Annotated in this window: 24 protein-coding genes; 15 read left to right on the top strand and 9 right to left on the bottom strand. The window is 36.8% G+C overall.

Translation table 11 applies throughout. The annotated features are described in order from the left end of the window. Positions 1-129: 129 nt before the first annotated feature. A complete protein-coding gene (locus SIB75_RS08750; protein ID WP_413682888.1) occupies positions 130-798 on the top strand; it encodes a hydantoin utilization protein A in 669 nt (222 codons plus the stop codon). 13 nt (positions 799-811) lie between these two features. Then, positions 812-946 carry a hypothetical protein gene (locus SIB75_RS08745; protein ID WP_011294987.1) on the top strand — a complete coding sequence of 45 codons (135 nt, stop codon included), beginning with the start codon at positions 812-814 and terminating at the stop codon, positions 944-946. A 377-nt stretch (positions 947-1323) separates the two neighbouring features. Here SIB75_RS08745 and SIB75_RS08740 read toward each other — a convergent pair whose 3' ends face one another. Further along, entirely contained in the window at positions 1324-1569 is a 246-nt protein-coding gene (locus SIB75_RS08740) for a NifU family protein (protein ID WP_011294385.1), read from the bottom strand. A gap of 74 nt (positions 1570-1643) precedes the next feature. Between SIB75_RS08740 and SIB75_RS08735 the strand changes: the two genes are divergently transcribed. Further along, entirely contained in the window at positions 1644-3137 is a 1494-nt protein-coding gene (locus SIB75_RS08735; protein ID WP_413682887.1) for a malate:quinone oxidoreductase, read from the top strand. 84 nt (positions 3138-3221) lie between these two features. Further along, complete coding sequence (gene lepA, locus SIB75_RS08730) at positions 3222-5033, top strand: translation elongation factor 4 (protein WP_413682886.1); 1812 nt, start codon at positions 3222-3224, stop codon at positions 5031-5033. Positions 5034-5049: 16 nt separating this feature from the next. On the opposite strand, the gene SIB75_RS08725 is transcribed toward lepA, so the two are convergent. Beyond that, entirely contained in the window at positions 5050-5217 is a 168-nt protein-coding gene (locus tag SIB75_RS08725) for a hypothetical protein (RefSeq protein ID WP_413682884.1), read from the bottom strand. A 190-nt stretch (positions 5218-5407) separates the two neighbouring features. On the opposite strand from SIB75_RS08725, the gene SIB75_RS08720 reads away from it, so the two are divergent. After that, positions 5408-6166: an ABC transporter permease gene (locus tag SIB75_RS08720; protein WP_413682881.1), complete on the top strand. Its 759-nt coding sequence runs from the start codon at positions 5408-5410 to the stop codon at positions 6164-6166. Between the two features lie 21 nt (positions 6167-6187). Here SIB75_RS08720 and trmH read toward each other — a convergent pair whose 3' ends face one another. Further along, the gene (gene trmH / locus SIB75_RS08715) at positions 6188-6877 is read right to left on the bottom strand and encodes a tRNA (guanosine(18)-2'-O)-methyltransferase TrmH (protein WP_413682879.1); all 690 of its coding nucleotides are present in this window, start codon (positions 6875-6877) and stop codon (positions 6188-6190) included. A gap of 140 nt (positions 6878-7017) precedes the next feature. Continuing rightward, entirely contained in the window at positions 7018-8025 is a 1008-nt protein-coding gene (locus tag SIB75_RS08710) for a porin (protein WP_413682878.1), read from the bottom strand. 221 nt (positions 8026-8246) lie between these two features. Here SIB75_RS08710 and SIB75_RS08705 point away from each other — a divergent pair, with 221 nt between their 5' ends. Continuing rightward, positions 8247-9584, top strand: coding sequence for a 16S rRNA (cytosine(967)-C(5))-methyltransferase (locus tag SIB75_RS08705; RefSeq protein WP_413682877.1), 1338 nt, complete (start codon positions 8247-8249; stop codon positions 9582-9584). Positions 9585-9629: 45 nt separating this feature from the next. On the opposite strand, the gene chlG is transcribed toward SIB75_RS08705, so the two are convergent. After that, on the bottom strand, positions 9630-10580 hold the full coding sequence (gene chlG / locus SIB75_RS08700; RefSeq protein ID WP_413682875.1) for a chlorophyll synthase ChlG: 951 nt from the start codon (positions 10578-10580) through the stop codon (positions 9630-9632). A 15-nt stretch (positions 10581-10595) separates the two neighbouring features. Continuing rightward, on the bottom strand, positions 10596-10817 hold the full coding sequence (locus tag SIB75_RS08695; protein ID WP_413682873.1) for a DUF2862 domain-containing protein: 222 nt from the start codon (positions 10815-10817) through the stop codon (positions 10596-10598). Positions 10818-10870: 53 nt separating this feature from the next. On the opposite strand from SIB75_RS08695, the gene hisF reads away from it, so the two are divergent. Further along, positions 10871-11641, top strand: a complete 771-nt coding sequence (hisF, locus tag SIB75_RS08690) for an imidazole glycerol phosphate synthase subunit HisF (protein ID WP_413682872.1) — start codon at positions 10871-10873, stop codon at positions 11639-11641. A 51-nt stretch (positions 11642-11692) separates the two neighbouring features. After that, on the top strand, positions 11693-12409 hold the full coding sequence (ubiE, locus tag SIB75_RS08685) for a bifunctional demethylmenaquinone methyltransferase/2-methoxy-6-polyprenyl-1,4-benzoquinol methylase UbiE (RefSeq protein WP_413682870.1): 717 nt from the start codon (positions 11693-11695) through the stop codon (positions 12407-12409). 10 nt (positions 12410-12419) lie between these two features. Here the strand turns inward: ubiE and SIB75_RS08680 are convergent, their stop codons facing one another. Further along, the gene (locus tag SIB75_RS08680) at positions 12420-12902 is read right to left on the bottom strand and encodes a DUF721 domain-containing protein (protein WP_413682869.1); all 483 of its coding nucleotides are present in this window, start codon (positions 12900-12902) and stop codon (positions 12420-12422) included. Positions 12903-12975: 73 nt separating this feature from the next. On the opposite strand from SIB75_RS08680, the gene SIB75_RS08675 reads away from it, so the two are divergent. Both SIB75_RS08675 and SIB75_RS08670 read left to right on the top strand, forming a co-directional pair. Then, a complete protein-coding gene (locus SIB75_RS08675) occupies positions 12976-13752 on the top strand; it encodes a PspA/IM30 family protein (RefSeq protein WP_413682867.1) in 777 nt (258 codons plus the stop codon). Positions 13753-13780: 28 nt separating this feature from the next. Continuing rightward, positions 13781-14539 (top strand): biotin--[acetyl-CoA-carboxylase] ligase, encoded by a 759-nt coding sequence (locus SIB75_RS08670; protein WP_413682866.1) that lies wholly within the window; start codon positions 13781-13783, stop codon positions 14537-14539. Between the two features lie 15 nt (positions 14540-14554). Here SIB75_RS08670 and SIB75_RS08665 read toward each other — a convergent pair whose 3' ends face one another. Both SIB75_RS08665 and SIB75_RS08660 read right to left on the bottom strand, forming a co-directional pair. Beyond that, a complete protein-coding gene (locus tag SIB75_RS08665; protein WP_413682865.1) occupies positions 14555-15262 on the bottom strand; it encodes an ABC transporter ATP-binding protein in 708 nt (235 codons plus the stop codon). Further along, positions 15255-16817 (bottom strand): NAD(P)H-quinone oxidoreductase subunit N, encoded by a 1563-nt coding sequence (locus SIB75_RS08660; RefSeq protein ID WP_413682864.1) that lies wholly within the window; start codon positions 16815-16817, stop codon positions 15255-15257. The genes SIB75_RS08665 and SIB75_RS08660 overlap by 8 nt, the downstream gene beginning before the upstream one ends. Before the next feature lie 130 nt (positions 16818-16947). On the opposite strand from SIB75_RS08660, the gene topA reads away from it, so the two are divergent. The 5 genes from topA to SIB75_RS08635 are packed head-to-tail and all read left to right on the top strand — an operon-like array spanning position 16948 to position 23243. After that, positions 16948-19848 carry a type I DNA topoisomerase gene (gene topA / locus SIB75_RS08655; RefSeq protein ID WP_413682863.1) on the top strand — a complete coding sequence of 967 codons (2901 nt, stop codon included), beginning with the start codon at positions 16948-16950 and terminating at the stop codon, positions 19846-19848. 4 nt (positions 19849-19852) lie between these two features. Continuing rightward, positions 19853-20341 carry a hypothetical protein gene (locus SIB75_RS08650; RefSeq protein WP_413682862.1) on the top strand — a complete coding sequence of 163 codons (489 nt, stop codon included), beginning with the start codon at positions 19853-19855 and terminating at the stop codon, positions 20339-20341. Between the two features lie 5 nt (positions 20342-20346). After that, complete coding sequence (locus tag SIB75_RS08645; RefSeq protein ID WP_413682861.1) at positions 20347-21033, top strand: DUF2232 domain-containing protein; 687 nt, start codon at positions 20347-20349, stop codon at positions 21031-21033. Between the two features lie 6 nt (positions 21034-21039). Continuing rightward, complete coding sequence (locus tag SIB75_RS08640; RefSeq protein ID WP_413682860.1) at positions 21040-22236, top strand: nicotinate-nucleotide--dimethylbenzimidazole phosphoribosyltransferase; 1197 nt, start codon at positions 21040-21042, stop codon at positions 22234-22236. 5 nt (positions 22237-22241) lie between these two features. After that, a complete protein-coding gene (locus SIB75_RS08635; protein WP_413682859.1) occupies positions 22242-23243 on the top strand; it encodes a hypothetical protein in 1002 nt (333 codons plus the stop codon). Positions 23244-23289 lie beyond the last annotated feature (46 nt).

The following is a 23289-nucleotide window of genomic DNA, read 5'->3' as shown; positions in this document are numbered from 1 at the left end:
TTAAAATTTTGTCAACAGGATATTTAAACTACTGGGATGTAATATTAAACAATCAAGGTTAGAGAAATTGTTTGTTTTGGATGAAGAGAATATCTATTTCATGAAAGAAGATTCATCTTATCAATTCTCATGTTGATAAGTACATTAACCGGATTTGCTGCTGGGGCAGTGCATGTAGTCAGTGGAGCTGATCACATGATTGCAATGGCTCCTTCATCTATACAAAAACCTCGAGTAGCTTTAATCGACGGTTTGGCCTGGGGGATTGGACACTCAGCAGGGGTTTTAATCCTCTCAATATTAGGGATTTTGGCAAAGGACTTAATCAATATTGATTTAATGTCTTCTTATGCAGAGTTTCTTGTTGGTATAAGCCTTTTGATCGTGGGTGCCCTGGCTATTAAGACTTCCTTAAAAGTAAATATTCACATGCATCAGCATATGCATGGAGAAGAAATGCCTCATAAACATTTTCATTTCCATTCACCTGGAAATAAACTTCACAGAAGTCATACTCATGCTGCAACGGGATTAGGAGTTTTGCACGGTTTCGCTGGAGCTAGCCATTTGGTTGCAGTTATTCCTGCATTGGCATTGCCTTTGCTTGGAGCGATGGCTTATTTATTTGCATATTTACTTGGATCAGTCTTTGCAATGGGATGCGTTGTTTTAGGTATATCTTTTGCAACGAGTAAAGCAAATAAAATGTTTTATCCTTTCTTGATGAGATCAATTGGAGGATTATCAATAGTGACAGGTATATTTTGGCTTCAAAAGACTTCGATTCTAACTTTTTAAAAGTCTTTCCCTTATGAATTATACCGCTAGCCTTTTTGCTTTGGGTGGCTTCTTTTTATGGGTTGTTATTGCTACACTGATATGGGCAAGAAGAATGAGAAAACTTAAAAAAGAATATTCTCTTAATAAATCAAAATTCAAAAATTAATTGATACATCATTTTTCATCTTTAGATACATATTTATCAATGAAAATGATTAAAGATTATGTATGATCATTCAACTATAATTAAGAGTAATGAAAGGTGTTTTGTTTTTCTTAGGTTCTATCTTTAGATGGCCCGTTCAAAATACTAAGGAGTTTTTGATTCTGCATTTTTATCTTTTAGGGATATATGGAATAACTTTTTTTCTGAGTAACATAGGCTTAGCAGTTTCTAATCTTATTTTTACAGTTGGTTTAATAGCTCCAATCGGTTATCTCATTTATAATGGTCTCCCTTTAGATTGTCTTGATTATAAATCGGCAATCAAAAGGGAATTAAGTTCTCTAAATTGAATAATAAAGGTTAATTAGGAAGTCAATTTATAAAACTTGTATCACTTCGCTAACCTCTGGAATCATTTCCCTTAGTTTTCTTTCAATACCCATTTTTAGTGTCATAGTGCTGCTTGGGCAACTTCCGCATGCCCCTTGAAGTCTAACTTTTACGATTGGTCCATCTATTTCAGCTATCTCTACATTCCCTCCGTCAGCCATGAGAAATGGTCTTAATTCATCAAGAACCTTTTCAACGTTTTCTGTCGTCAGTGCAAGAGTTTCGTCGCTCATTTCGGCTTACTTAATTTAATTTTGCTTAGCTTAGTTAATTGCAGGATAGTCTGTATGTAATCTTGATAAAGATTTTGTTTACTAAAAGTACCTTAGATTCAGAAAATACTTATGACGCAATATTAGTAGGTGCAGGAATCATGAGCTCAACTCTTGCAGTACTTCTGCATGAGCTTGAGCCGGATTTACGGTTGCTGGTTGTTGAAAGATTATCTTCTGCTGGTTTAGAAAGTAGCTGCGCTAAGAATAATGCTGGAACAGGACATGCGGCCAACTGTGAGCTTAATTACACTCCAATCCAAGACGATGGATCCATGTGTGCTACCAAAGCTTTTGAAATAAATAAATCCTTTGAGCAAAGCTTAGAGTTTTGGGCATCATTGGTAGAAAAAGGGAAATTGATACCAGAAACTTTTTTAAATAAGTTGCCACATATCAGCTTAGTTTTTGGAGATAAAGATATTTCTTTGCTTAAAAAAAGGTTTTCTGAGCTTGGCTCTCATGCCGCTTTTGCTCAAATGGAATTCACCAAGGATCATGATGAATTAAAAGATTGGATTCCATTGATTATGGATGGTCGGCAAAAGAGTGAAAAGATTGCAGCGACAAGAATTAAAAGAGGAACTGATATTGATTTTGGTAATTTAACTCGCTCATATATCAATCAAATTGAAGGAGCAAAATCTATTGAGATTAACTACTCTACTAATGTTGAAAATCTTCAACAAGATACAGAAGGAGATTGGTATTTATCTTTAGAAGCAGGAGCAAAAAAAAATAGAATTGTTAGATCAAAGTTTGTTTTCCTTGGGGCAGGAGGAGGAGCTTTAACTCTTTTGCAAAAATCAGGAATTCCAGAAGGATTGTCATATGCAGGTTTTCCAGTCAGCGGTAAATGGTTGATTTGTGAAGAGGAAAAATTAACAAAAACACATAATGCAAAGGTTTATGGAAACGCAGCAGTCGGAGCACCACCTATGTCTGTTCCACACTTAGACACGCGATGGATAGATGGGAAAAGGTCTCTTTTGTTTGGCCCTTTTGCAGGATTTAGTTCAAATTTTTTAAAATATGGATCAAAATTGGATTTATTCAGATCCATCAAAACAACTAATCTTTTCTCTATGTTGCAAGCAGGATTAGGAAATATTGATTTAGGGAAATATTTATTAAATCAATTAATACAAACAAATGAGGATCGAATAGAAACTTTAAAAAGATTCCTTCCTTTGGCTTCACCTGATGATTGGAAACTTTCTATTGCAGGACAGCGTGTTCAAATCATCAAGCAAACTCCTAAAGGTGGTGTTTTGAAGATGGGGACAGAAGTTGTGACTTCATCGGATGGATCCTTAGCTGCTTTGCTTGGAGCTTCTCCGGGTGCAAGCACAGCAGTATCAATCATGATCGAAGTTTTAAACCGCTGCTGTCATGAAAAAATGAAATCAAGTAAATGGAAGAATAAAATGTTAGAGCTTTTTCCTAGTATCGGGATAGATATTAATTCAAATCAAGATGCACTTTTGGCAATTCGCAAAAGAAACGATTTCTTGCTTAAATTAATTTAAAACTTTAGTACTGGTGAGTTATATTTAATATTTATTCAGAGTTGAATTGATAAATAGAGATCTTGTTGTTTTAATTGCTTCCGAATGACTAATGTGCCCATTTCTCACCTGAGAAACTTCTGCATTATTGCGCATATTGACCATGGCAAATCAACCTTGGCAGATAGGCTTCTACAGGACACTGGCACAGTCTCCTCTAGAGACATGCAAGAACAATTCTTGGACAACATGGATCTTGAGAGAGAGAGGGGGATAACTATAAAATTACAGGCTGCTCGGATGAATTATAAAGCTGATGATGGAGAGGAATATGTCTTGAATCTGATTGATACTCCTGGCCATGTTGACTTTTCTTATGAGGTGAGTAGATCATTGCAGGCTTGTGAAGGTGCCTTGCTGGTTGTTGATGCTAGTCAGGGAGTAGAAGCTCAAACTTTGGCCAATGTTTATTTAGCCTTAGAAAATGATTTAGAGATTATTCCTGTTCTCAATAAAGTTGATTTACCTGGTGCTGATCCTGAAAAAATCAAAAATGAGATTGAGTCAATTATTGGTTTGGATACATCTAAGGCAATTTCCTGTTCTGCTAAAACAGGGGTTGGTATTCCAGAAATACTGCAAGCAGTAGTAGATAGAATACCTTCTCCTGCAGATAATGCTGATCAAGCTACAAAAGCACTTATCTTTGATTCTTATTATGACCCTTATAGAGGGGTGATTGTTTATTTCAGAATCATGAGTGGTGGCATAAGCAAGAAAGACAAGATTTTACTTATGGCTAGTAAAAAAAATTATGAGCTAGATGAAATAGGTGTTATGGCTCCTGATCAAGTAAAAGTAAATTCTCTTCATGCAGGTGAAGTTGGATATTTAGCTGCATCAATCAAGGCAGTTGCTGATGCAAGAGTAGGGGATACGATCACATTGCAGGATAGACCTGCTGAAGAAGCTTTGCCAGGATATACCGAAGCCAAACCAATGGTTTTTTGTGGTTTGTTCCCCACTGATGCAGATCAATATCCAGATCTCAGAGAGGCTCTAGATAAATTACAGTTATCCGATGCTGCATTGAAATATGAACCTGAAACAAGTAGTGCAATGGGATTTGGCTTCCGTTGTGGATTCTTAGGCTTACTGCATATGGAAATTGTTCAAGAGCGTTTAGAGCGCGAATATGATTTGGATTTAATTGTTACTGCACCATCAGTTATTTATAAAGTAAAAATGACTGATGGAGAAGTTTTGATGATCGATAATCCAGCTACACTTCCAGACCCTCAAAAACGTGAAACTATAGAAGAACCCTACGTCCGAATGGAAATATATGCTCCTAATGATTACAACGGAACTTTGATGGGACTTTGTCAGGACAGAAGAGGTGACTTTATTGATATGAAGTACATAACGACTGATCGAGTTACTCTTATTTATGAAATACCTCTAGCGGAAGTTGTCACCGACTTCTTTGACCAGATGAAAAGTAGAACTAAGGGATATGCTTCTATGGAATATCACTTGATAGGTTATAGAGAAAATGATTTAGTCAGATTAGACGTTTTAATTAATTCAGAGCGAGCAGACCCTTTAACGACAATTGTTCATAAAGATAATGCTTATGGTGTAGGGAAAGGACTTGTTGAGAAATTAAAAGAACTTATTCCAAAACAACAATTTAAGATTCCTTTACAGGCTTCTATTGGGAGTCGAATTATTGCAAGTGAAGGTATTAGTGCATTACGAAAAGATGTGTTGTCCAAGTGCTATGGGGGAGATATTTCTAGAAAAAAGAAATTGTTGAAGAAACAGGCAAAAGGAAAAAAACGGATGAAGTCTATGGGGAAAGTCGATGTTCCCCAAGAGGCTTTTATGGCCGTCCTGAAATTAAATAATGATTAATATATATTTTTAAAATTTATGATTGTTTTGGATAGCTTATTGTGCCTGAATTATTTATAAAAACTGAGACTTCCTGATTAGCATTGTCTTTGGTGATGTTTGTCCATATAAAACCTATAATTATTAATGCTGCAATGGTTATTGAGAGCTCACCAACGGTGAGACCATCATTCTTTAAGTTCATCTTGAATTGTATGTATTCCTTTATTTAAGCAATTTTTTTTTTATTTTCTACCTTTTAAAGCTAAATTTAATTAGGTTTTATTATTTGATCATTGAATATAAGAGATTTTTTAAGAGGAAAGAATTTGTCGACACGATTATTGTTTGCCGGTCTGATGATTCTATCCGTGTATATAGGTATTTCTATTTTTATGCCATTAATAATATCTTTAAAGATTGTACCTAATGGTGAATTTGGCTTGGGGAATCCGATTCTTTCAGCTCCATCCATAGATCACTGGTGTGGAACAGATCGACTAGGAAGAGATGTGTGTATTAGGACTTTGGCTGCGAGTGGAGTTGCCTTACAGGTGGTTTTTGTAGCCGTATCCCTTGCTGTTGTGGTGGGAATTCCTTTGGGACTTTTAAGTGGCTACATTGGTGGGCTTTTGGATAGGGTTTTGGTTCTTCTCATGGATACGCTTTATACCATCCCTGTCCTACTTCTGTCTGTGGTAATGGCATTTTTATTGGGGAGAGGCATATTGAATGCTTCAATAGCATTGTGTGTAGTTTATATTCCTCAATATTTTCGACTTGTTAGAAACCAGACTTCACAGGTTAAATCAGAACTTTATATTGAGGCAGCCATATCAATGGGAGCTTCTCCATTGTGGGTGATAAGAAAGTATCTTCTGAAAAATGTTCTTACCTCTGTCCCTGTAGTCTTAACACTTAATGCTGCAGATGCTGTATTAGTTCTTGGGGGGTTGGGCTTTCTTGGACTAGGTCTTCCTGAGAATATTCCAGAATGGGGAAGTGATTTGAATATGGCATTAGTTGCCTTACCTACTGGTATCTGGTGGACAGCTATCTATCCTGGCATGGCTATGTTCGTTTTAGTGTTGGGACTATCGTTTATTGGAGAAGGCTTAGAGAAACTTATAAGTGAAACTAGCCTGCAGGATTAGATCCTAATTGAGATTTGGAATTTAATATCTCATCTTTTTTGATCTTGGAAGATCGTCGATAATTTCACCTTTTTCATTAAGTTCTGGATATTCTTTGCCTTCGTTTTTGCACCATTTAGCAACATCAGGGTAAGCCCACTCGAAGATCTTTGCTTTGTATGTTTCTTGACTCATACCTTCTCCTGATTCAGGAATTATATTGGCTACTTGACGTTGCCTTAACGCTTCAAATAATAATGCCGATGCTGCAACTGACACATTCAAAGATTCAACCATTCCTCTCATTGGAATATGTATATGCTCATCTACTAGACTTGAAGCCTCTTCACTAATACCCCATTTTTCAGCACCTAAGATAAATGCAGTTGGTCCAGTAAAATCACATTTTCTGTAGTCAATTGACCTAGGATTCAAGTTCGTACCATACAATTTAAAACCTTTATTTTTAAGAACTTTTATTGCTTCGGCGGTCTCTTTATATTGGTTTATTTTGACCCATTTTTGACTGCCTTGAGCGGTGCTATTAAAGGTTAAAAATTTTTCTTTGTTGAAGATTGCATATGCCTCAAGAACACCAACAGCATCACAGCTTCTTATTATCGCTGAAAGATTGTGAGGCTTTTCGACATTTTCAATTAAGACTGTGAGATCAGAAATTCTTTTATTTAGTACTGATTTTAGACGTTCAAAACGTCTAGGTAGCAGAGGCATTTCTAATGGTTTATGGAAAAACTAAAATGGATAATTTGATTTTATAAAAATACTGTTGATTAAAATATTACACAAAAAAAAGCTCCTGACTATTGGACAGGAGCTTTTCTTGTCTTTAGAAATTTAAGTTTCTATGTGATTTAGAAGCTGAAAGCAGTTTCAACAACTACACCAGAATCATCATCACCAGTACTTGTATCTTCTACTGTGAAGAAACCAGGAGTGATTGATACATTGTCGTTCAATGCATAAGTGTAAGAAACTTCAAATCCTGTTGAATCTAAAGAATCACTACCATCAACATCAGTTGTGTTGTATGCAGCACTTAATGTTCCAGGACCAACTTCGTAGTCAACACCGATGAACAAGTCAGTTGCATCAGCACCAGTTTCTGGATCATTTGTGTCATAAGCGACGCTGAATGTTGCATCAATTGACTCTGGGCTGTAGTAGATACCACCACCAAACGTGTCGTATCCAGCTCCAGCATCGCCGTCGTTAGAAGCGATTACTAGACCGCCACCAAATCCGTCGCCGTTATATCCAAGAGTGAAAGTCGCAACATCATCAGCATCATCAGAATTGATACCTGTTGTTGCAGAAGTACCACCAAGAGATACGAAGCTAGCAGAAGCAACTACGCCGTTGTCGTTTGAATATTCAACAGCAACACCAGGCCCAGTTTCGTTGCCAGCTAATGAGTAAGGCATAGCGCCTAGTCTGAAAGCATCTGAGTAAGCAGAAGTTGTTGCAGCAACAACATCATCCTGATCAACCAAAGGACCAGTAGTTACTGAAAGATCGCCAACTGGGAATGAGTAGAATAATGAGTGAACATTAAGAGCACCAGATCCTTCTACAGCACTATCCATGCTTGCTAATGGACCACTAGCATTACCAGTCTCAATACCTGCGTAGAAAAGGTCTTCGCCAGTGAAGCTAGAAGTTACATCAAGGCCATATGCATACTGCATATAAAGCTCTTCTTCTGTGTCTGTTGTTCCGCCGTCAGAAACAGAACCAACAGTGAAATAAGCACCACCAGAAAGAGAGGTGGTTGATGAGAATGCTGTGTCAGCATTAACTGCAACAGGAGCCATAAGGCCCAAAGCTGCAGGAGCTACTAATAAACGTTGAAAAAGCTTCATTGTGTCCTCACACATAAAGATTATGTATCATATTTTACACGGTAGAAAAAACGAGCGAAAGTATCACTTGTTACACCTTTAGCGCTGTCATAGCGAAATGACAATCATTTTCATTTTGTGGGAAAGAGCTATTTTTTATTTCGTTTTGACCATTAAAGATTAAGCACTTTATGATTGTGATTTAAAAGTTTGGAGACCTGGGCAATGTTTACTGTTTACCTTTGAGTAAAAATCTGGCATCCATAAAAGGGTTAGATGCAAGGAAAGCTGCTTTGGAAGTTATTCAAGCAGTTGGAGGAGGGGCGTTTGCAGATTTTGCATTGGATAGGACTTTTAGCATTTATTCATTCAAGTCGATTGATAAAGCTTTAATAACTGAGCTTTCTTATGGCGCAATTCGACAAAGATATTTTTTAGATCGCTGGATAGATTTCTTAGGCAAAGTACCGGCTAAAAAGCAACCTCCGATATTTAGATGGTTATTGCACCTTGGGCTTTATCAAATCTTGAAAATGGAGCGAATACCTCCAGCTGCTGCTATCAACACAACTGTAGAGCTTACAAAAACTCTTCGTTTGACAAAGCTTGCGCCTGTTGCAAATGGTATTTTGCGATCGGCTCTTCGAAGTAAAGAGAGAGGTCTTTCACTACCTAAATCTAAAAATCCCAGTTTAGAACTAGCTAAAAATGAGTCTCTACCTCTTTGGTTGGCAGATGAATTGATTGATTGGAAGGGGGTCGAAGATGCTCAAAAGATTGCACAAGCATTCAATAGTGTTAGTCCTATTGATATAAGAGTGAATAAATTACGTGCAGATATAAAAGATGTAAAAGAACTTTTTGATTCCTTTGGCATTAAAAATCAATTAATTCCAGGTTGTCCTTATGGGTTGGAAGTCCCTGCGGGTATTGGTGAACCTAAAAAATGGCCAGGTTATGAAGAAGGGAAATGGAGTGTCCAAGATAGATCTTCACAATTAATTGCGCCATTAGTAGGAGCTTTGCCTGGAGAAAAGATCCTTGACGCTTGCGCTGCACCAGGAGGTAAATCAACTCATATTGCTGAATTAATCAATAATAATGGTGAAATTTGGTCTGTTGATCGATCATCCCGAAGATCTAAAAAAATATCAGCCAACTCAGAAAGACTTGGAACTAACTGTTTACAACTATTGGTTGCTGACTCTAATGAGTTATTAGAAAAGCATCCTGAATGGAAATGTTTTTTTGATCGAATACTAATTGATGCTCCATGTTCTGGATTGGGTACTCTTGCGCGTCATCCTGATGCTAGATGGAGAATGAACAAAGATAATATCCAGGAACTTGTTTCGCTTCAAAGTCAGTTAATAAATTCGTTGTCACCTTTATTGAAAAGTGGAGGCAAATTGGTCTATTCCACTTGTACGATTCACCCTGATGAAAATTTTAATCAGATCAAAAATTTTCTTAAATTAAGGTCTGAATTTTCATTAGAATATGAAAAACAAATTTGGCCTGGGGAGAAAGGTAATGGAGATGGTTTTTATATCGCTGTTTTATATAAATTAAAAAGTTAGTAAAAGAAAAATGATATAAATATATTCTTAAATAGTTCCTTAATTTTATAAAATAATTAAGGAACTATGTCCAATGGCAATAGCAGTTACAAGCATCCCTAAGATTAGAAATGGTTGAGCGCTGGCTTGGTATTTAACATCAAATTTTAATGGGTCACGTAATAGCCATATATCTTGAAATGTTATTTGAGGAATTATTAGTAAAACCAAAATGACAGATGCAAAATGTTGTCCAATCGCTATTAAAACTACTACCATTGCGAGTTGAAAAATATCTATCATTCCTGCGCTAATACGACTTGCATTCTTAATACCAAAAACGACAGGAAGTGATTCAAGTCCAAGGCTTTTATCTCCTTCCACGCTTTTGAAATCGTTTATCACAGCTATTCCTAATCCTGACAAGCTGTACGCAAGAGTAAGTAGGGCGGTTGTCCAGGTTAAGTGTCCAAAAAGAGCCTGCCCAGCCCACCAAGGAAGAGCTATATAACTTGCACCGAGCGCATAATTACCAAGCCAACCGTTTTGTTTTAGTTTTAATGGAGGTGCCGAATAAATATAACTTACAAATGAACCTCCCAATGCCAGCAAGAGGACTGAAGGAATTGTGTGATGTGCCCATAGATCCAATAAATAGGCAACACCAAGACCAGCTATTAATAAAACCCAAATTTGCAATTTGACTTGAAAAAGGGAAATCGCACCTGATGGGATGGGTCTATTCGGTTCATTAATAGCGTCTATTTCTCTATCAAAGTAATCATTTATTGTTTGGGTGTATCCAGTTAAGAGTGGGCCACTCATGAGCATACAACTTACTGATGCAAGTACGTTGCTTAATTCCCAATGGAAATTCCCACTGGCAGCTGCTCCGCATATGACTCCCCAAAGCAATGGAATCCATGTAATGGGCTTCATTAATTGCAAACGAAGCTTCCATATGTTGTTTGTTTCAGAACCTCCTTTTATTCCAAGGAGTTGCCTAGCATCACTCACTTTTTTATCTCAGGGTTAAGAAACTTCATCTTCAAAGAACCAATGCTTGCTTCCATCATTCATTTTAATTACCACACCAATTCCACCCCTGCCGTCAGTCATTTTATAGTCGATCACAGTGCCTCTTGGGTTTTCTGATAGTTGGTCTATCAAATAAGAAGGTATGCGATCTCTTACACGTTCAATATCAATCTTAATTTTTGAACCTATCCTTGAAAGGGAGGTTGGCTTAGCCATGGAATTAAATTACTTAATTTCGGGCACCTTAACAGTTCCTCTGTTTAAAAATCATGGTTGCTTTAAGATTGATTCCTTGTCTTGATGTTTCAAACGGACGAGTGGTGAAGGGAGTTAATTTTGTTGGATTGCGTGATGCAGGCGATCCGGTTGAGTTGGGATGTAGATACAGCAAGGCTGGAGCGGATGAATTGGTCTTCCTTGATATAACAGCTACACACGAAAAAAGATCTACTTTGGTTGAAATGGTTAGACGAACATCTGAAGCTGTAACCATTCCTTTCACTGTTGGCGGAGGCATAAGTTCATTGAATGGAATAAATGAATTACTAAGAGCTGGAGCTGACAAAGTAAGCTTAAATTCCAGTGCTGTTAAAGACTCTTCCTTGATTTCTCAAGGGGCAAATCGTTTTGGTTCTCAATGTATTGTGGTTGCAATTGATGCAAAAAAGAACAAAAATATCCCTAATAAATGGGACGTTTATGTGAGTGGTGGACGTAAAAATACTGGTTTAGATGTCATTGAATGGGCAGAAAAAGTATTTCAGCTTGGTGCAGGGGAAATACTTTTAACTTCCATGGACGGTGATGGCACTCAAAATGGTTATGACATTGAGCTCACTAAAACTATTTCTGAGAAAGTTCCAATACCAGTAATAGCTTCGGGAGGCGCTGGTTGTTTGAGAGATATTAAAGAGGCTTTTACTCTAGGGAAATCTTCGGCTGCTCTCTTGGCGTCCCTGTTACATGATGGACAATTAACTATAAAAGAAATAAAAGAATATTTAATTAAGGAAAATTTACCTATAAGACCAATTGAATGATAAAAAAATTAATAAGACATTAATTATGCGTTAAAGTTATATTTGATTTAAATGTTTTTGTATATTCATATGAGGCCTGGTAATACTAGAGCTATTGAGGAAATGTTTAATTCAATTTCTTCAAGATATGATTTTCTAAATGATATATTCAGCTTTGGATTGCATAGGTTTTGGAAAAGAAAATTGTTGGAAATTCTTCACCCCACTTTTGGAGAAAAATGGATTGATCTTTGTTGTGGAACTGGTGATATGTCAATACTTTTGGCTAGATATATGAAAAGTTCGAAAAATATTACTGGGTTAGATTCAGCTTCTCAAGCATTATTAGTTGCGAGAGAAAGATCTAAGCAAAAATATTCTTCAATTGAATGGATAAATGGTGATGCTTTACAAACTAATCTCGCATCAAATGAATTTGATGGCCTTTTGATGTCCTATGGCTTAAGGAATCTTTCTAGTTCTTATGCAGGGCTTAGAGAGGCTGTGAGAATCTTAAGACCAGGTGGAAGAGCAGGAATATTGGACTTTAGATCTTTTGAAGGAGGTTCAATACAAGGGCTTTTTCAAAAAATTTATCTAAGTCTTTATGTTGTTCCCATCGCATCACTTCTCGGTTTAGGACAGGAATATTCATACATAAAAAAAAGCTTAATTAATTTCCCGTCAGGGGAAAAACAAATTCATTTAGCACTTTCTGCCGGCTTTAAGAAAGCAGAATATCAAATACTAGCAATGGGACAAATGGGGATTTTATTACTTGAAGCCTAAGGTAAATACCTCAATCTATTTTCAATTCTTTTCTCCTACAAAAACTACATTTACCCCATAATTTAATTTCTCCCTTAGGAGAAGGCACTTTGCAAAAAGGACAATTGGTGATTCCATTTTTATCAGTTCTGCTTGGGTGATTTTCCCAAATTTCTTTTTCAGTTTCTCTTTTGACTAGCTCAATTGGATAATGTTGCCTAATCCTTATCTCCTTTACTTGATATCCATATGATTTTAAAGATTCAATTAACTCCAAACGGTTGTATTGGAGCGCCTGTCGCCACTGTGGATGGCTTGCTCCAATCGTTAGAACTTTATTTTGAATGTTAAGTGGTGTGCAATTCAATGCAAGTTGCTCACCAGCTATTTCTACCCAATCTTGAATCAGGCCTCCTACATTCCCTTTCCATGAAGACTTGATTTCTTCTAAGCATGAATATATTGACTGCTCTCTTTTTGCTTTTGTTTTATGCTTTAAGTCTTCTAAAATCAATTTAAATTAGACACTAATGATGAATTAGTGCTTAAATCTAGCTAATATTTTCTAGTTTGCATAAAAGATACTAATGGGATTATTAGATAGGTTAAGTCGCTTAGTAAGGGCAAATCTAAATGCCTTTGTTAGTGATGCAGAAGATCCGATAAAAATTCTTGATCAATCTGTTGCTGATATGCAAGAAGACTTGGTGAAACTACGACAAGCGGTAGCTATTGCTATTGCAAGTCAAAAAAGATTAGAGAATCAGGCAAATCAAGCAAAAGAGCAAATTCAAAATTGGTTCTCTAGAGCTGAATTAGCCTTAAAAAAAGGAGAGGATGATCTGGCCAGGGAAGCATTAAGTAGAAAAAAAACTTTTCAGGAAACCTTTGAAGCTTTAACAACTCAATTTCAATCACAAAATGGTCAAGTTGAAAAACTTAAAAAAAGTCTTTTGTTATTAGAAAGAAAGATTGCGGAGGCTCGAACTAAAAAAGATATGCTTAAAGCAAGAGCTCAAGCAGCTAAAGCTCAGCAAAAAATTCAAAGTGCAGTTGGTGATTTGGGTGGTAAGTCTGCTATGGCTGCATTTGAGAGAATGGAAGATAAAGTAGAAGCTTTGGAAGCTTCGGGGCAAGCAGCCTTAGAGTTGGCAGGAGAAGATATAGAAAGTAAGTTCGCTGCTCTAGAGGGAGGTGATGATATAGAAAAAGAATTAGAGACATTGAGGAGTCAATTGAAATCAGGTGTTGAAGCAATAGCTTTGCCTCCTTCTGATTTAGATGTAAATGAAGTAAAGACTGTGGAAATCCAAGAAGTTGAAGTTGAATTAGAGGAGATGAAAAAATCAATGGATAATTCTTGATTTTTTTAGAACATATGATTTTTGAAATATGAATAATCAAAAACTCTATAGAGGCGTAGGGGTGATTTCTAGATATCAGAAATTAAATCATTTCTCTACAAGATCTTGGCGATTAAAGTTGAAACCTATTTGTGCTAGCACTGAAATTGAGCTAACAAAATGGATTGAAGAGAAACCAGTAAAAACCAATCAGCCAAAAGCAATGTTTGCTTCTTGCCAAAGATTTGGTCAAGGTCAAGTTGGTCGCATTTGGCACGCTCCAAAAGGAGGGGTTTGGGTTAGTGCAGCTATTAAGAGAGAAGGTCCATATGAAAACAATTCTCAACTTTATGGTTTAGCGGTTGCATTAGCTTTGGTTGAGAGAATTGAACGGATAGGAGTTAATGTCAAAATAAAATGGCCAAATGATCTATTAGTTGATGGTCAAAAATTAGCTGGAATTTTACCTAGATTATTTTTTAGAGGTGGAAAACTTAGATTATTAAGAGTTGGAGTAGGTTTAAACGTTTTCAATAATGTTCCCAAAGAGGGGATTTCACTAAAACAAATCGTTAGAGATAAAAAGATGAATATAAATTTTTGGTCATCAGAAGTTTTACTTGCAATAGAGAGATCCTTAGATCTTTTAGAAAATAAAAATCTTATATGCAGTAAGGTTGAAGAAAGATTGTGGTCAAAAAAATACATTGATAAAGAAACTGGCAATATATGGGATATCAAAGGTATCGACTCAATTGGAAGATTGATTATTTTTAAAGAAGATAAAGAGAAATTCCTATCTACTTAAATATGATTGCCTGAGTTAATTATTAGTAATCTCTGTTACCTTCCCATCTCTAAATCTTGCGATTTTTTTTGCTCTTTGAGCGACATTGTCTTCATGAGTAACTAAGACAATTGTTATTCCTTGACTATGAAGTTGGTCAAAAAGATTTAAAACATCTTCAGTCGTTTTGGAATCTAGAGCACCAGTTGGTTCATCTGCTAATAAGAGTGATGGTTGATTGATTATTGCTCTTGCTATGGCGACTCTTTGTTGTTGTCCTCCAGACAATTGATTAGGTAGATTGGTCATTCTGTTGCCAAGTCCAACTCGATCAAGAGCTTCCTCAGCACGTTTCTTCCTTTCTAAAGAGGGAACGCATGCATAAATCATTGGAAGCATTACATTCTCAAGTGCTGAAACCTCTTGAAGTAGATGAAATTGCTGAAAAACGAAACCCAGTTCTTTGTTTCTAATATCTGCCAGTAAGTCATCATTGAGCTTTTCTACTGCAGTTCCATTTAATTCATAAGTCCCATTCGTAGGACGATCAAGGCATCCAAGTATATTCATTGCAGTACTTTTGCCAGAGCCACTTGCGCCCATTACGGCAATGTAATCGCCCTGGGAAACCTCAAGGTTTAGTTCGTCAAGAGCTTTCACTTTGACTGAGCCTTCTCCATAAAATTTATTTACATTCTTTAGACGAGCTACAGATTTTTTCAATGATTTTAATTGGTTAGCCAATTGAACTTTTACTTGCAAGAGTAATAGCTTCTTGAAGCAATGGAGTTCCGTTTACCGCACTATCAGCAAAGTTAAAGAGAGGGTTTGAAATGATTCCACCAATAGCAGTTACTAGGACACAAAAAATTAATGCTACTTTGAGAGACGACATCCCTTTCATTGACCATTCTATGGATGGGTAAGCTTTCACAACATCAGAAGCTTCTTTCGGTTCTGTTACGACCATCATTTTTATAACTGAGATGTAATAGTAAATAGAAATAACCGAGGTAACCAAGCCAATACTTACTAGTAAGTATTGCTCATCTGCCCATCCAGCAAAAAATAAATAAATCTTCCCAAAGAAACCCAACATTGGAGGAATACCTCCCAAAGAAAGAAGGCATAAACTTAATCCCAATGTAATTAATGGATCTTTTTGGTATAGACCTGCATAATCTGAGATTTGATCACTCCCAGTTCTTATTGAGAAGAGTATTACGCATGCAAAAGCACCAAGATTCATAAATAAGTAGGCTGCCATGTATAGAACCATTGCAGCAAAACCATCTTCAGTTCCGCAAACTAATCCAATCATTACAAATCCAGCTTGTCCAATCGAGCTATAGGCCAACATCCTTTTCATAGATTTTTGAGCTAGCGCTACAACATTTCCCAGCGACATGCTTAGAACAGCTAAAACAGTAAATAATAATTTCCATTGTGTGTCAAAAGCGCTAAAACATCCGACTAGTATCCTTATTGCAAGTGCAAAACCTGCTGCTTTGGATCCTACAGATAAAAAGGCAACGACTGGAGTAGGAGAACCTTCGTAAACATCTGGAGTCCATTGGTGAAATGGAACTGCCGCAACTTTAAAAGCTACTGTAGACAATACGAAAACAAGGGCTAATGCAGATAAAGGTGTTGGAGCACTTATCAAGGATATTCCTATTTCTTTTAAATTTGTAGATCCACTTATTCCATAAAGTAGGGATGCTCCATACAGAAATACAGCGGCTGCAGCCGAACCAACTAATAAGTATTTTAAAGCAGCTTCTGAACTTCTGGCATCTCTTTTGAGATAACCAGAAAGTAAGTAGCTGGCAACGGAAAGTGTTTCTAGTGAAACAAAAACACTTACCAAATCAGTTGAACCACATAGCAGCATTGCTCCAAGTGTGGCAGCTAATAATATTGCTGCGAATTCACCAATAGGACTTCCATTTTGTTCAGCATATTTCCAACTGATTAGCAGAGAAATAAGAGTTGATAGAGCTATTACCCCTCTAAAAGCAATAGCAAGATTGTCTGCGACGAATGCACCTAAGAAAGATTCTTGAATTTCTCCATTCCATTGCAGTATTAGCAAAATCAAAGATGTACCAAGACCTGCATAACAAATTGGAGGAGACCAACGAGCTGAGATCTTTTCACCAGCCAAATCAACCAAAAGAGTCCCTAACATTGCCATAAGAACGACAGCCTCTGGTAGTACTGCTTTGGCATTTAAAGAGAGATTCAGAAGCTCTACAGGCTCGTTTATGAATATTTGAAAAGACAAAAGTTCTCCCATTTATGTATTGTTTTTATGCTGTGTCTGATTTTATAACTCTAGCGAAGTTATGAAATATGCCTTTTTTATCATTTTGGGCTATGCATTTTACTGTTCAGTACGTTAGATAAGAAGGAGGAAAATTGAGCTGATGCCCACTGACCATACTCTGGTAATTGTTGAAAGTCCCACAAAGGCAAAAACTATTAAAGGTTTTTTGCCTAAGGATTTTCAAGTTCTTGCGTCAATGGGGCACATAAGAGACTTGCCTAATAATGCCTCTGAGATCCCTGCAAAGCACAAAGGAGAGAAGTGGGCCACTATTGGGGTTAATACAACGGCTGATTTTGATCCTTTGTATGTCGTCCCCAAAGACAAAAAGAAAATTGTCAAGGAATTAAAACAATCTTTGAAGGGCGCCGCCGAATTATTGCTTGCGACTGATGAAGACAGAGAAGGGGAAAGTATTAGTTGGCATTTAATGAATGTACTTGATCCCAAAATCCCTGTTAAGAGGATGGTTTTTCATGAGATAACTAAAGAAGCTATTTCCAAAGCTTTATCAAAAACAAGAGAAATTGATATGGAATTAGTTCACGCCCAAGAAACAAGGAGGATCTTAGACAGATTAGTTGGTTATACGTTGTCTCCTCTTTTATGGAAAAAAGTTTCTTGGGGCTTATCTGCTGGCAGAGTCCAATCAGTTGCAGTAAGATTGCTGGTTCTGCGTGAGAGAGCCAGGAGATCTTTTAAAAGTGGGAGTTATTGGGATTTAAAAGCAAAATTAGAAAAAGAAGGTAGTGAATTTGAGGTGCAAATGACCTCAATTGGCGGACAAAGAATTGCAAGTGGTAGTGATTTTGATGAATCAACTGGATTATTGAAACCTGGTCGAAACGTTAAATTACTCAATGAAGAAGAATCTAAGGAACTTGCTCAAAAATTAAGTACTGATAGCTGGAAAGTTATAAATGTCGAAGAAAAACCGTCAATTCGTAAACCAGTTCCTCCTTTTACAACAAGCACATTACAACAAGAAGCTAATAGAAAACTTCGGTTATCAGCTAGAGAGACGATGAGATGTGCCCAGGGCTTGTATGAAAGAGGTTTTATTACATATATGAGAACAGATTCTGTTCATTTGTCCGATCAGGCAATTAATGCTTCAAGAAAGTGTGTTGAATCAAAATATGGTGTTGAATATTTAAATAATAAGCCGCGCCAATTTTCAAACAAGACGAGAAATGCTCAAGAAGCTCATGAAGCAATACGTCCTTCTGGTGAGAGCTTTAAAACACCCAAAGAGTCCAACTTGCAAGGAAGGGACCTTTCTTTGTACGAACTGATTTGGAAACGAACAGTTGCCAGTCAAATGGCCGATGCAAGGTTGACAATGCTTGGAGTTGAATTGCAAGCATCAGATGTCTCTTTCAGGGCAAGTGGTAAAAGAATAGATTTCCCTGGCTTCTTTAGAGCTTATGTTGAAGGTACTGATGATCCTGATAGCGCACTTGAAGAACAAGAAGTACTTTTGCCTAAATTATCTGTAGGAGACTGCCCAACAGCTAATAATGTAGAGGCGTTTGGGCATCAAACTCAACCTCCTGCTAGATATAGCGAGGCTTCATTAGTTAAAACACTTGAAAAAGAAGGTATAGGACGTCCATCAACGTACGCAAGTATAATAGGAACAATCGTTGATCGAGGTTATTCAGTCCTTAACAATAATTCTTTGACTCCCAGTTTTACAGCATTTGCTGTTACAGCTCTTCTTGAAGAACATTTTCCTGACCTTGTAGATACGAGCTTTACAGCTCGTATGGAATCTACACTTGATGAGATCTCAACAGGCAAAGTGAATTGGCTCCCATATCTAAAAGGTTTTTATAAAGGTGATACTGGTCTAGAAAATCAAGTTCAGCAAAGAGAAGGAGATATAGATGGAGGTGAATTCCGAGCTGTTTCTTTGGAGGGACTATCCTCCCTTGTTAGATTAGGGAAGTTCGGGACATACTTGGAATCAAAACAACTTGGTGAAAATGGTAAGCCTATAACAGCTACTCTCCCACAGGAAATTACTCCTGCAGATTTGGACGAGGATATCGCAGAGATGATTTTAAAACAAAAAGCTGAGGGACCTGAATCACTCGGGGTTGATCCTGAAACTGGACAGAATTTATATCTATTAAATGGTAGGTATGGTCATTTTGTTCAACGAGGCTTAGTAGTTGAATTGAAGGATCTCGGAGCTCCGAAAGGTAAGAAGAAATTAGGGAATCTTCGCTTGTTCAAAAGTAGTCAATATGGTCTCTATCTGAAGCAAGATTCATCAAAGGTTCAGGTTTTGTTGCCAGAGAAAATAAAAGAGGAAGATATAGACGTTGAGAAAGCACTTGAATATCTGGAAGATAAATCATTAAAAAAAGCTCCAAATCCAAAAAGGACTTCATTACCAAAGAATTTAAAACCAGAGAATTTGACCTTTGAAGAGGCTCTTGGATTAATTCAATTACCACGTCTACTTGGGGAGCACCCAGATGGAGGTAGGGTTCAATCAAGTTTGGGGAGATTTGGTCCGTATGTTGTTTGGAGTAAAAATGGTGGCGAAAAAGATTATCGCTCAATTAAAGGTGAAGATGATGTCCTTCAAGTAAGCCTTGAGAGAGCCCTTGAGCTTTTAGCTGTCCCTAAAAGAGGAAGAGGGGGAAGAACTGCTTTGAAGGAGCTCGGTGTCCCAGAAGGAGAAAAAGAGGCTATCCAGTTATTCAATGGCCCATATGGCTTATATGTTAAGCAGGGGAAAGTAAATGCCTCTCTTCCAGAAGGGAAAGCAGCTGATGATGTCTCTATTGAGGAAGCCATTGAATTATTGGCAGCAAAAAAATCAAGTAAAAAAGTAACATCTAAGAAAAAAAATTCTACAAAAAAGACAACCAAGAAAGATTTGAATTCGTCATCATCTTCAAAAAAAACCAGCACTCGAAAATCACCTTCTACGACTAAAACAGGACGTATAAGAGCTAGTAAAGTTAGGGTAATTAAAACTAAATAAAATTTTGAATATTTTAAGATTATTAGAGAAAATGTTTATTAGATTATTTCTAATAGTTATTCTTTTTCCACTTCAATCATGTTCAAATACTCTAATTGGTGAAAAGTTGGAAAATAGTTTTGATACCAATGAGAATGCAATAATTTCAGAAAAAATAAATAATAAGCCCCAAAAATCAAATGAAATACCAAAAACCAAATCAATAATTAAAGTTGAGAGGCAAGAAAATGGAAAAGATTTTGGGAATACTATTCAAGAAAAAATAATAGCTAATAAAGATAGACTTAGTAAGAAATCAAGCAAACTAGTGAAGAAGACAATCTTTAATCCACAGCCATACAGAATTATTATAAGATTGTCAGGCGCTAATCCCGCCGCCCCAGCTGAGACTGTTACTGAGGCTTTAAGGAAAGCAGGGGTTCAGTTTGAGGTTGAAAAGATCGAACGTTTCGATGGCGGTGATTTGTTAAAGGATAGATCTTTGAAAAGATAAAAATTTTGACTTTAGATAATAAAAACTTTTTTAACAGCAGGTCTGTTTATAAAGCTCCTCTGAGTAAGAGAAAAGCCTTGAAAATTGTTGAGTCCTCTTATTTAGCTGCTGCAACAGCTTTGATTTGGATAGCCCTCTATTATTTACCTATTGGTGGAGCTGTTTTTCGTCTTGCTTTACCGTTACCCTTGGTTCTTCTTCAAATCAGGAGAGGTGTTAAGACAGGGATTGAGGGAGTGACAATATGTGTAATTCTATTAACTGCTTTGATGGGTCCGTTAAGAGGCCCTTTAGTGCTCTTCCCCTATGGATTGCTTTCATTGTGGTTAGGATATAGTTGGCAAAAAGGATGGAATTGGTGGTTAAGTTGGAGCGTTGGAGTGTCAATCGGAACTATGGGTTTTTTAATTAGAGTTTTGGTTTTATCTATCTTGCTTGGTGAGAATTTGTGGGTGATTCTTACTCGTGCTGGAGCAGGATTACTTGAAAAAGGAATAGATATTTTTAACCTTTCTTTTACTCCGGATATGAGACAAGTTCAAGTAGTTGCACTCTTTCTGATAATAACTCAAGAAATCGTTTACGTTCTTTGTTTACACGCTTTGGCTTATTGGATTTTTCCTAGACTCAAATCTTCCATACCCGAGCCACCTGCTCTATTAGAAAATTTAATTTCTCTAGAGTCTAATTGATTAAAAATGAAAGGAGACCACTATGTTTTGTTGCCATCAGGAGTCTTGGCTTTTGGGGATGGTCTGCGAGAGCAAAATGTTGATGAAAGAGTAAAAAGTTGGCAAGAAAATATTACAAATATGGCTTTCTTTTTAATTCTTGCAGGATCTCGAACTGCAGAGATTGAAGGCATTTCTGCTGCTGGTTCGACTCCTGTTTCTAGACGTTATACAGCTGTTGCAGATGCTGAGCTTTTATTAAGAGGACCTTTGTTTCCAAAAAGATGGCCCTTACCTCCTTTGCCTGCAGGGGTCTCTCCTGCATTGATTAGTTACGTTGCCTCAAGGTTCTTAAAAATTAAACCAACTGTCATATCGGCAGGACTTCTACAAAGCCCCCCATTTAGTCATGTTTCCCTCGAGTCTCCCGAGATAGGCCCTGCTAGATGCTTGAGCTCAGGGAATGCGATGGAAATAACTAGAGTTAAATTATTACTTGATGGTGGGTTTAAAATAGGTAAGAAATTAAAAAAATCTCTTTTGGTCACGGAGTGTGTACCAGGAGGAACATCTACAGCTTTTGCAGTCCTTTCAGGATTAGGAATAAATGTTAATGGTCTTATAAGCGGAAGTTATAGAAATCCACCTACAGAATTAAAAAAAAAATTAGTTAATCAAGGACTTAAAGCCGCAAATTTAAAGAAGAAACCATCTTCTGTTGCGCTTATGGCTGCGGTTGGGGACCCATTTCAGCCAATTGCAGTTGGTCTTTTGATGGGGGCCATAGAATCTGGTCAAGATGTTTTATTAGGAGGAGGTTGTCAAATGTTGGCAGTATTGGCTTTGGCATTAAATGAAATTGAACCTAAATTACGATCTGAATTTGTTGGTAAAATTTTAATAGGAACTACATCATGGTTAGTTGATGAAACACTTTCTTCGGCAAAAAATAGAAATTCTTTTATCCATTTAATGGATCATGTCGCCAGTCATTTCAAAGTCAATCTCCTGGGTCTGGCTAGTGGTTATAGATTTAATGAAAGCAATCAAAAAGTTCTTCGAGATTATGAGATTGGTTACGTTAAAGAGGGCGTTGGGGCTGGAGCTTTATCGTTACTTGCTCAAATCAAAGGATTGACTCAGAAAGAAATGGTTGAAAGATGTGATGTAGAGGTTGGTAATCTATTTAAGTCGAAGAATGAAAAAACTTTTCATGGGATTTAATTAATATGAATACTGATCAATTTGGCAGGAGAGAATTTATCAAATATGGATTCATCTCCTCTTTGCTTTTATTATCTGGGTGCTCAACTTCTCAAAAAAAATTAGCTTTGAGAGGAGTTCCTCATAGTTTCCCTGACGAATTTATAAACAGTTTATCTTCAGGTTGGGAATTCTCCCCTATAAAAGATATCGAATTGAAAAAATTTTCTTATAACTCTACTCTTAAACAACAAACAGATTTATTAGTCTTAAATGATGGTTGGATTTCTGGGTTAGCTATTAACTTATTTCAAGAAATTAAAGCAGATGATATTAGAAATAATTTCAGCAAGCAGACTAGTTTTTTTCTCGATGGGTTAGGCGAGGATTATAAAAAAAAGCTTTTACCTTTAGCGGTTAGTCCTTGGGTGATACTTTTTAGGAACGAAGATTCTCTGGCTCTAGAAAATAAGAATTCTTGGAAGGTTATTTTTTCTGGTTCACTTAAAAATCAAATAGTTTTTCCTCATAGTCCTTATCTTCTGATTTCCATAGCACAAAAAATAGATTTAGTTAATGATTTATCAAAAATCAAGAGCCAAGCAAAGTCTTATGATGATAGAAATGCTTTGAATTGGGTCGTTTCGGGTAGAGCCAATGCAGCAGTTTTGCCTTTGTCTAGCTGTGTTAATGCCCTTGTAGAAGACCCTCGTTTGTCAGTTCTTTTACCCCAAGAGGGAAGTCCACTTAATTGGACAGTTCTTGCTTCCCCTTCACTGTCTCCAGAGCCTTTCCCTACTGATTGGTTTAATTCGTTGTGGGGAACTGCTTCTTTGAGACGTGTTATAAGCAAAGGTTATTTGCCACCAACGAGTTTTCCGGACTTGAAGAGAAAAAATATAAATTTCTCCAAAAGGTATCAATCTATCTTCCTTCCAGAAGAAAGTGTTTGGAATAAATGTTGGTCCTTGCCAATACTCACTGCTGAGAGGAAAAAAGACTTGGCCTTAGATTGGAATAACTCATAATCAAACTAAATTTAAATTCAAAAAACTTTTCAAAGACATTTCTAAA

Source organism: Prochlorococcus sp. MIT 1011 (assembly GCF_047305235.1).
GTDB lineage: Bacteria > Cyanobacteriota > Cyanobacteriia > PCC-6307 > Cyanobiaceae > Prochlorococcus_B.
This window is presented reverse-complemented; position numbering and strand designations above follow the sequence as displayed.

Excerpts from the sequence above, each read along its gene's own strand:
- SIB75_RS08750 (WP_413682888.1), top strand. The coding sequence starts at position 130 with ATGTTGATAAGTACATTAACCGGATTTGCTGCTGGGGCAGTGCATGTA.
- SIB75_RS08745 (WP_011294987.1), top strand. The coding sequence starts at position 812 with ATGAATTATACCGCTAGCCTTTTTGCTTTGGGTGGCTTCTTTTTATGG.
- SIB75_RS08740 (WP_011294385.1), bottom strand. The coding sequence starts at position 1,569 with ATGAGCGACGAAACTCTTGCACTGACGACAGAAAACGTTGAAAAGGTT.
- lepA (WP_413682886.1), top strand. The coding sequence starts at position 3,222 with ATGACTAATGTGCCCATTTCTCACCTGAGAAACTTCTGCATTATTGCG.
- SIB75_RS08725 (WP_413682884.1), bottom strand. The coding sequence starts at position 5,217 with ATGAACTTAAAGAATGATGGTCTCACCGTTGGTGAGCTCTCAATAACC.
- SIB75_RS08720 (WP_413682881.1), top strand. The coding sequence starts at position 5,408 with ATGCCATTAATAATATCTTTAAAGATTGTACCTAATGGTGAATTTGGC.
- trmH (WP_413682879.1), bottom strand. The coding sequence starts at position 6,877 with ATGCCTCTGCTACCTAGACGTTTTGAACGTCTAAAATCAGTACTAAAT.
- SIB75_RS08710 (WP_413682878.1), bottom strand. The coding sequence starts at position 8,025 with ATGAAGCTTTTTCAACGTTTATTAGTAGCTCCTGCAGCTTTGGGCCTT.
- SIB75_RS08695 (WP_413682873.1), bottom strand. The coding sequence starts at position 10,817 with ATGGCTAAGCCAACCTCCCTTTCAAGGATAGGTTCAAAAATTAAGATT.
- hisF (WP_413682872.1), top strand. The coding sequence starts at position 10,871 with ATGGTTGCTTTAAGATTGATTCCTTGTCTTGATGTTTCAAACGGACGA.
- ubiE (WP_413682870.1), top strand. The coding sequence starts at position 11,693 with ATGTTTTTGTATATTCATATGAGGCCTGGTAATACTAGAGCTATTGAG.
- SIB75_RS08675 (WP_413682867.1), top strand. The coding sequence starts at position 12,976 with ATGGGATTATTAGATAGGTTAAGTCGCTTAGTAAGGGCAAATCTAAAT.
- SIB75_RS08670 (WP_413682866.1), top strand. The coding sequence starts at position 13,781 with ATGAATAATCAAAAACTCTATAGAGGCGTAGGGGTGATTTCTAGATAT.
- SIB75_RS08660 (WP_413682864.1), bottom strand. The coding sequence starts at position 16,817 with ATGGGAGAACTTTTGTCTTTTCAAATATTCATAAACGAGCCTGTAGAG.
- topA (WP_413682863.1), top strand. The coding sequence starts at position 16,948 with ATGCCCACTGACCATACTCTGGTAATTGTTGAAAGTCCCACAAAGGCA.
- SIB75_RS08640 (WP_413682860.1), top strand. The coding sequence starts at position 21,040 with ATGAAAGGAGACCACTATGTTTTGTTGCCATCAGGAGTCTTGGCTTTT.
- SIB75_RS08635 (WP_413682859.1), top strand. The coding sequence starts at position 22,242 with ATGAATACTGATCAATTTGGCAGGAGAGAATTTATCAAATATGGATTC.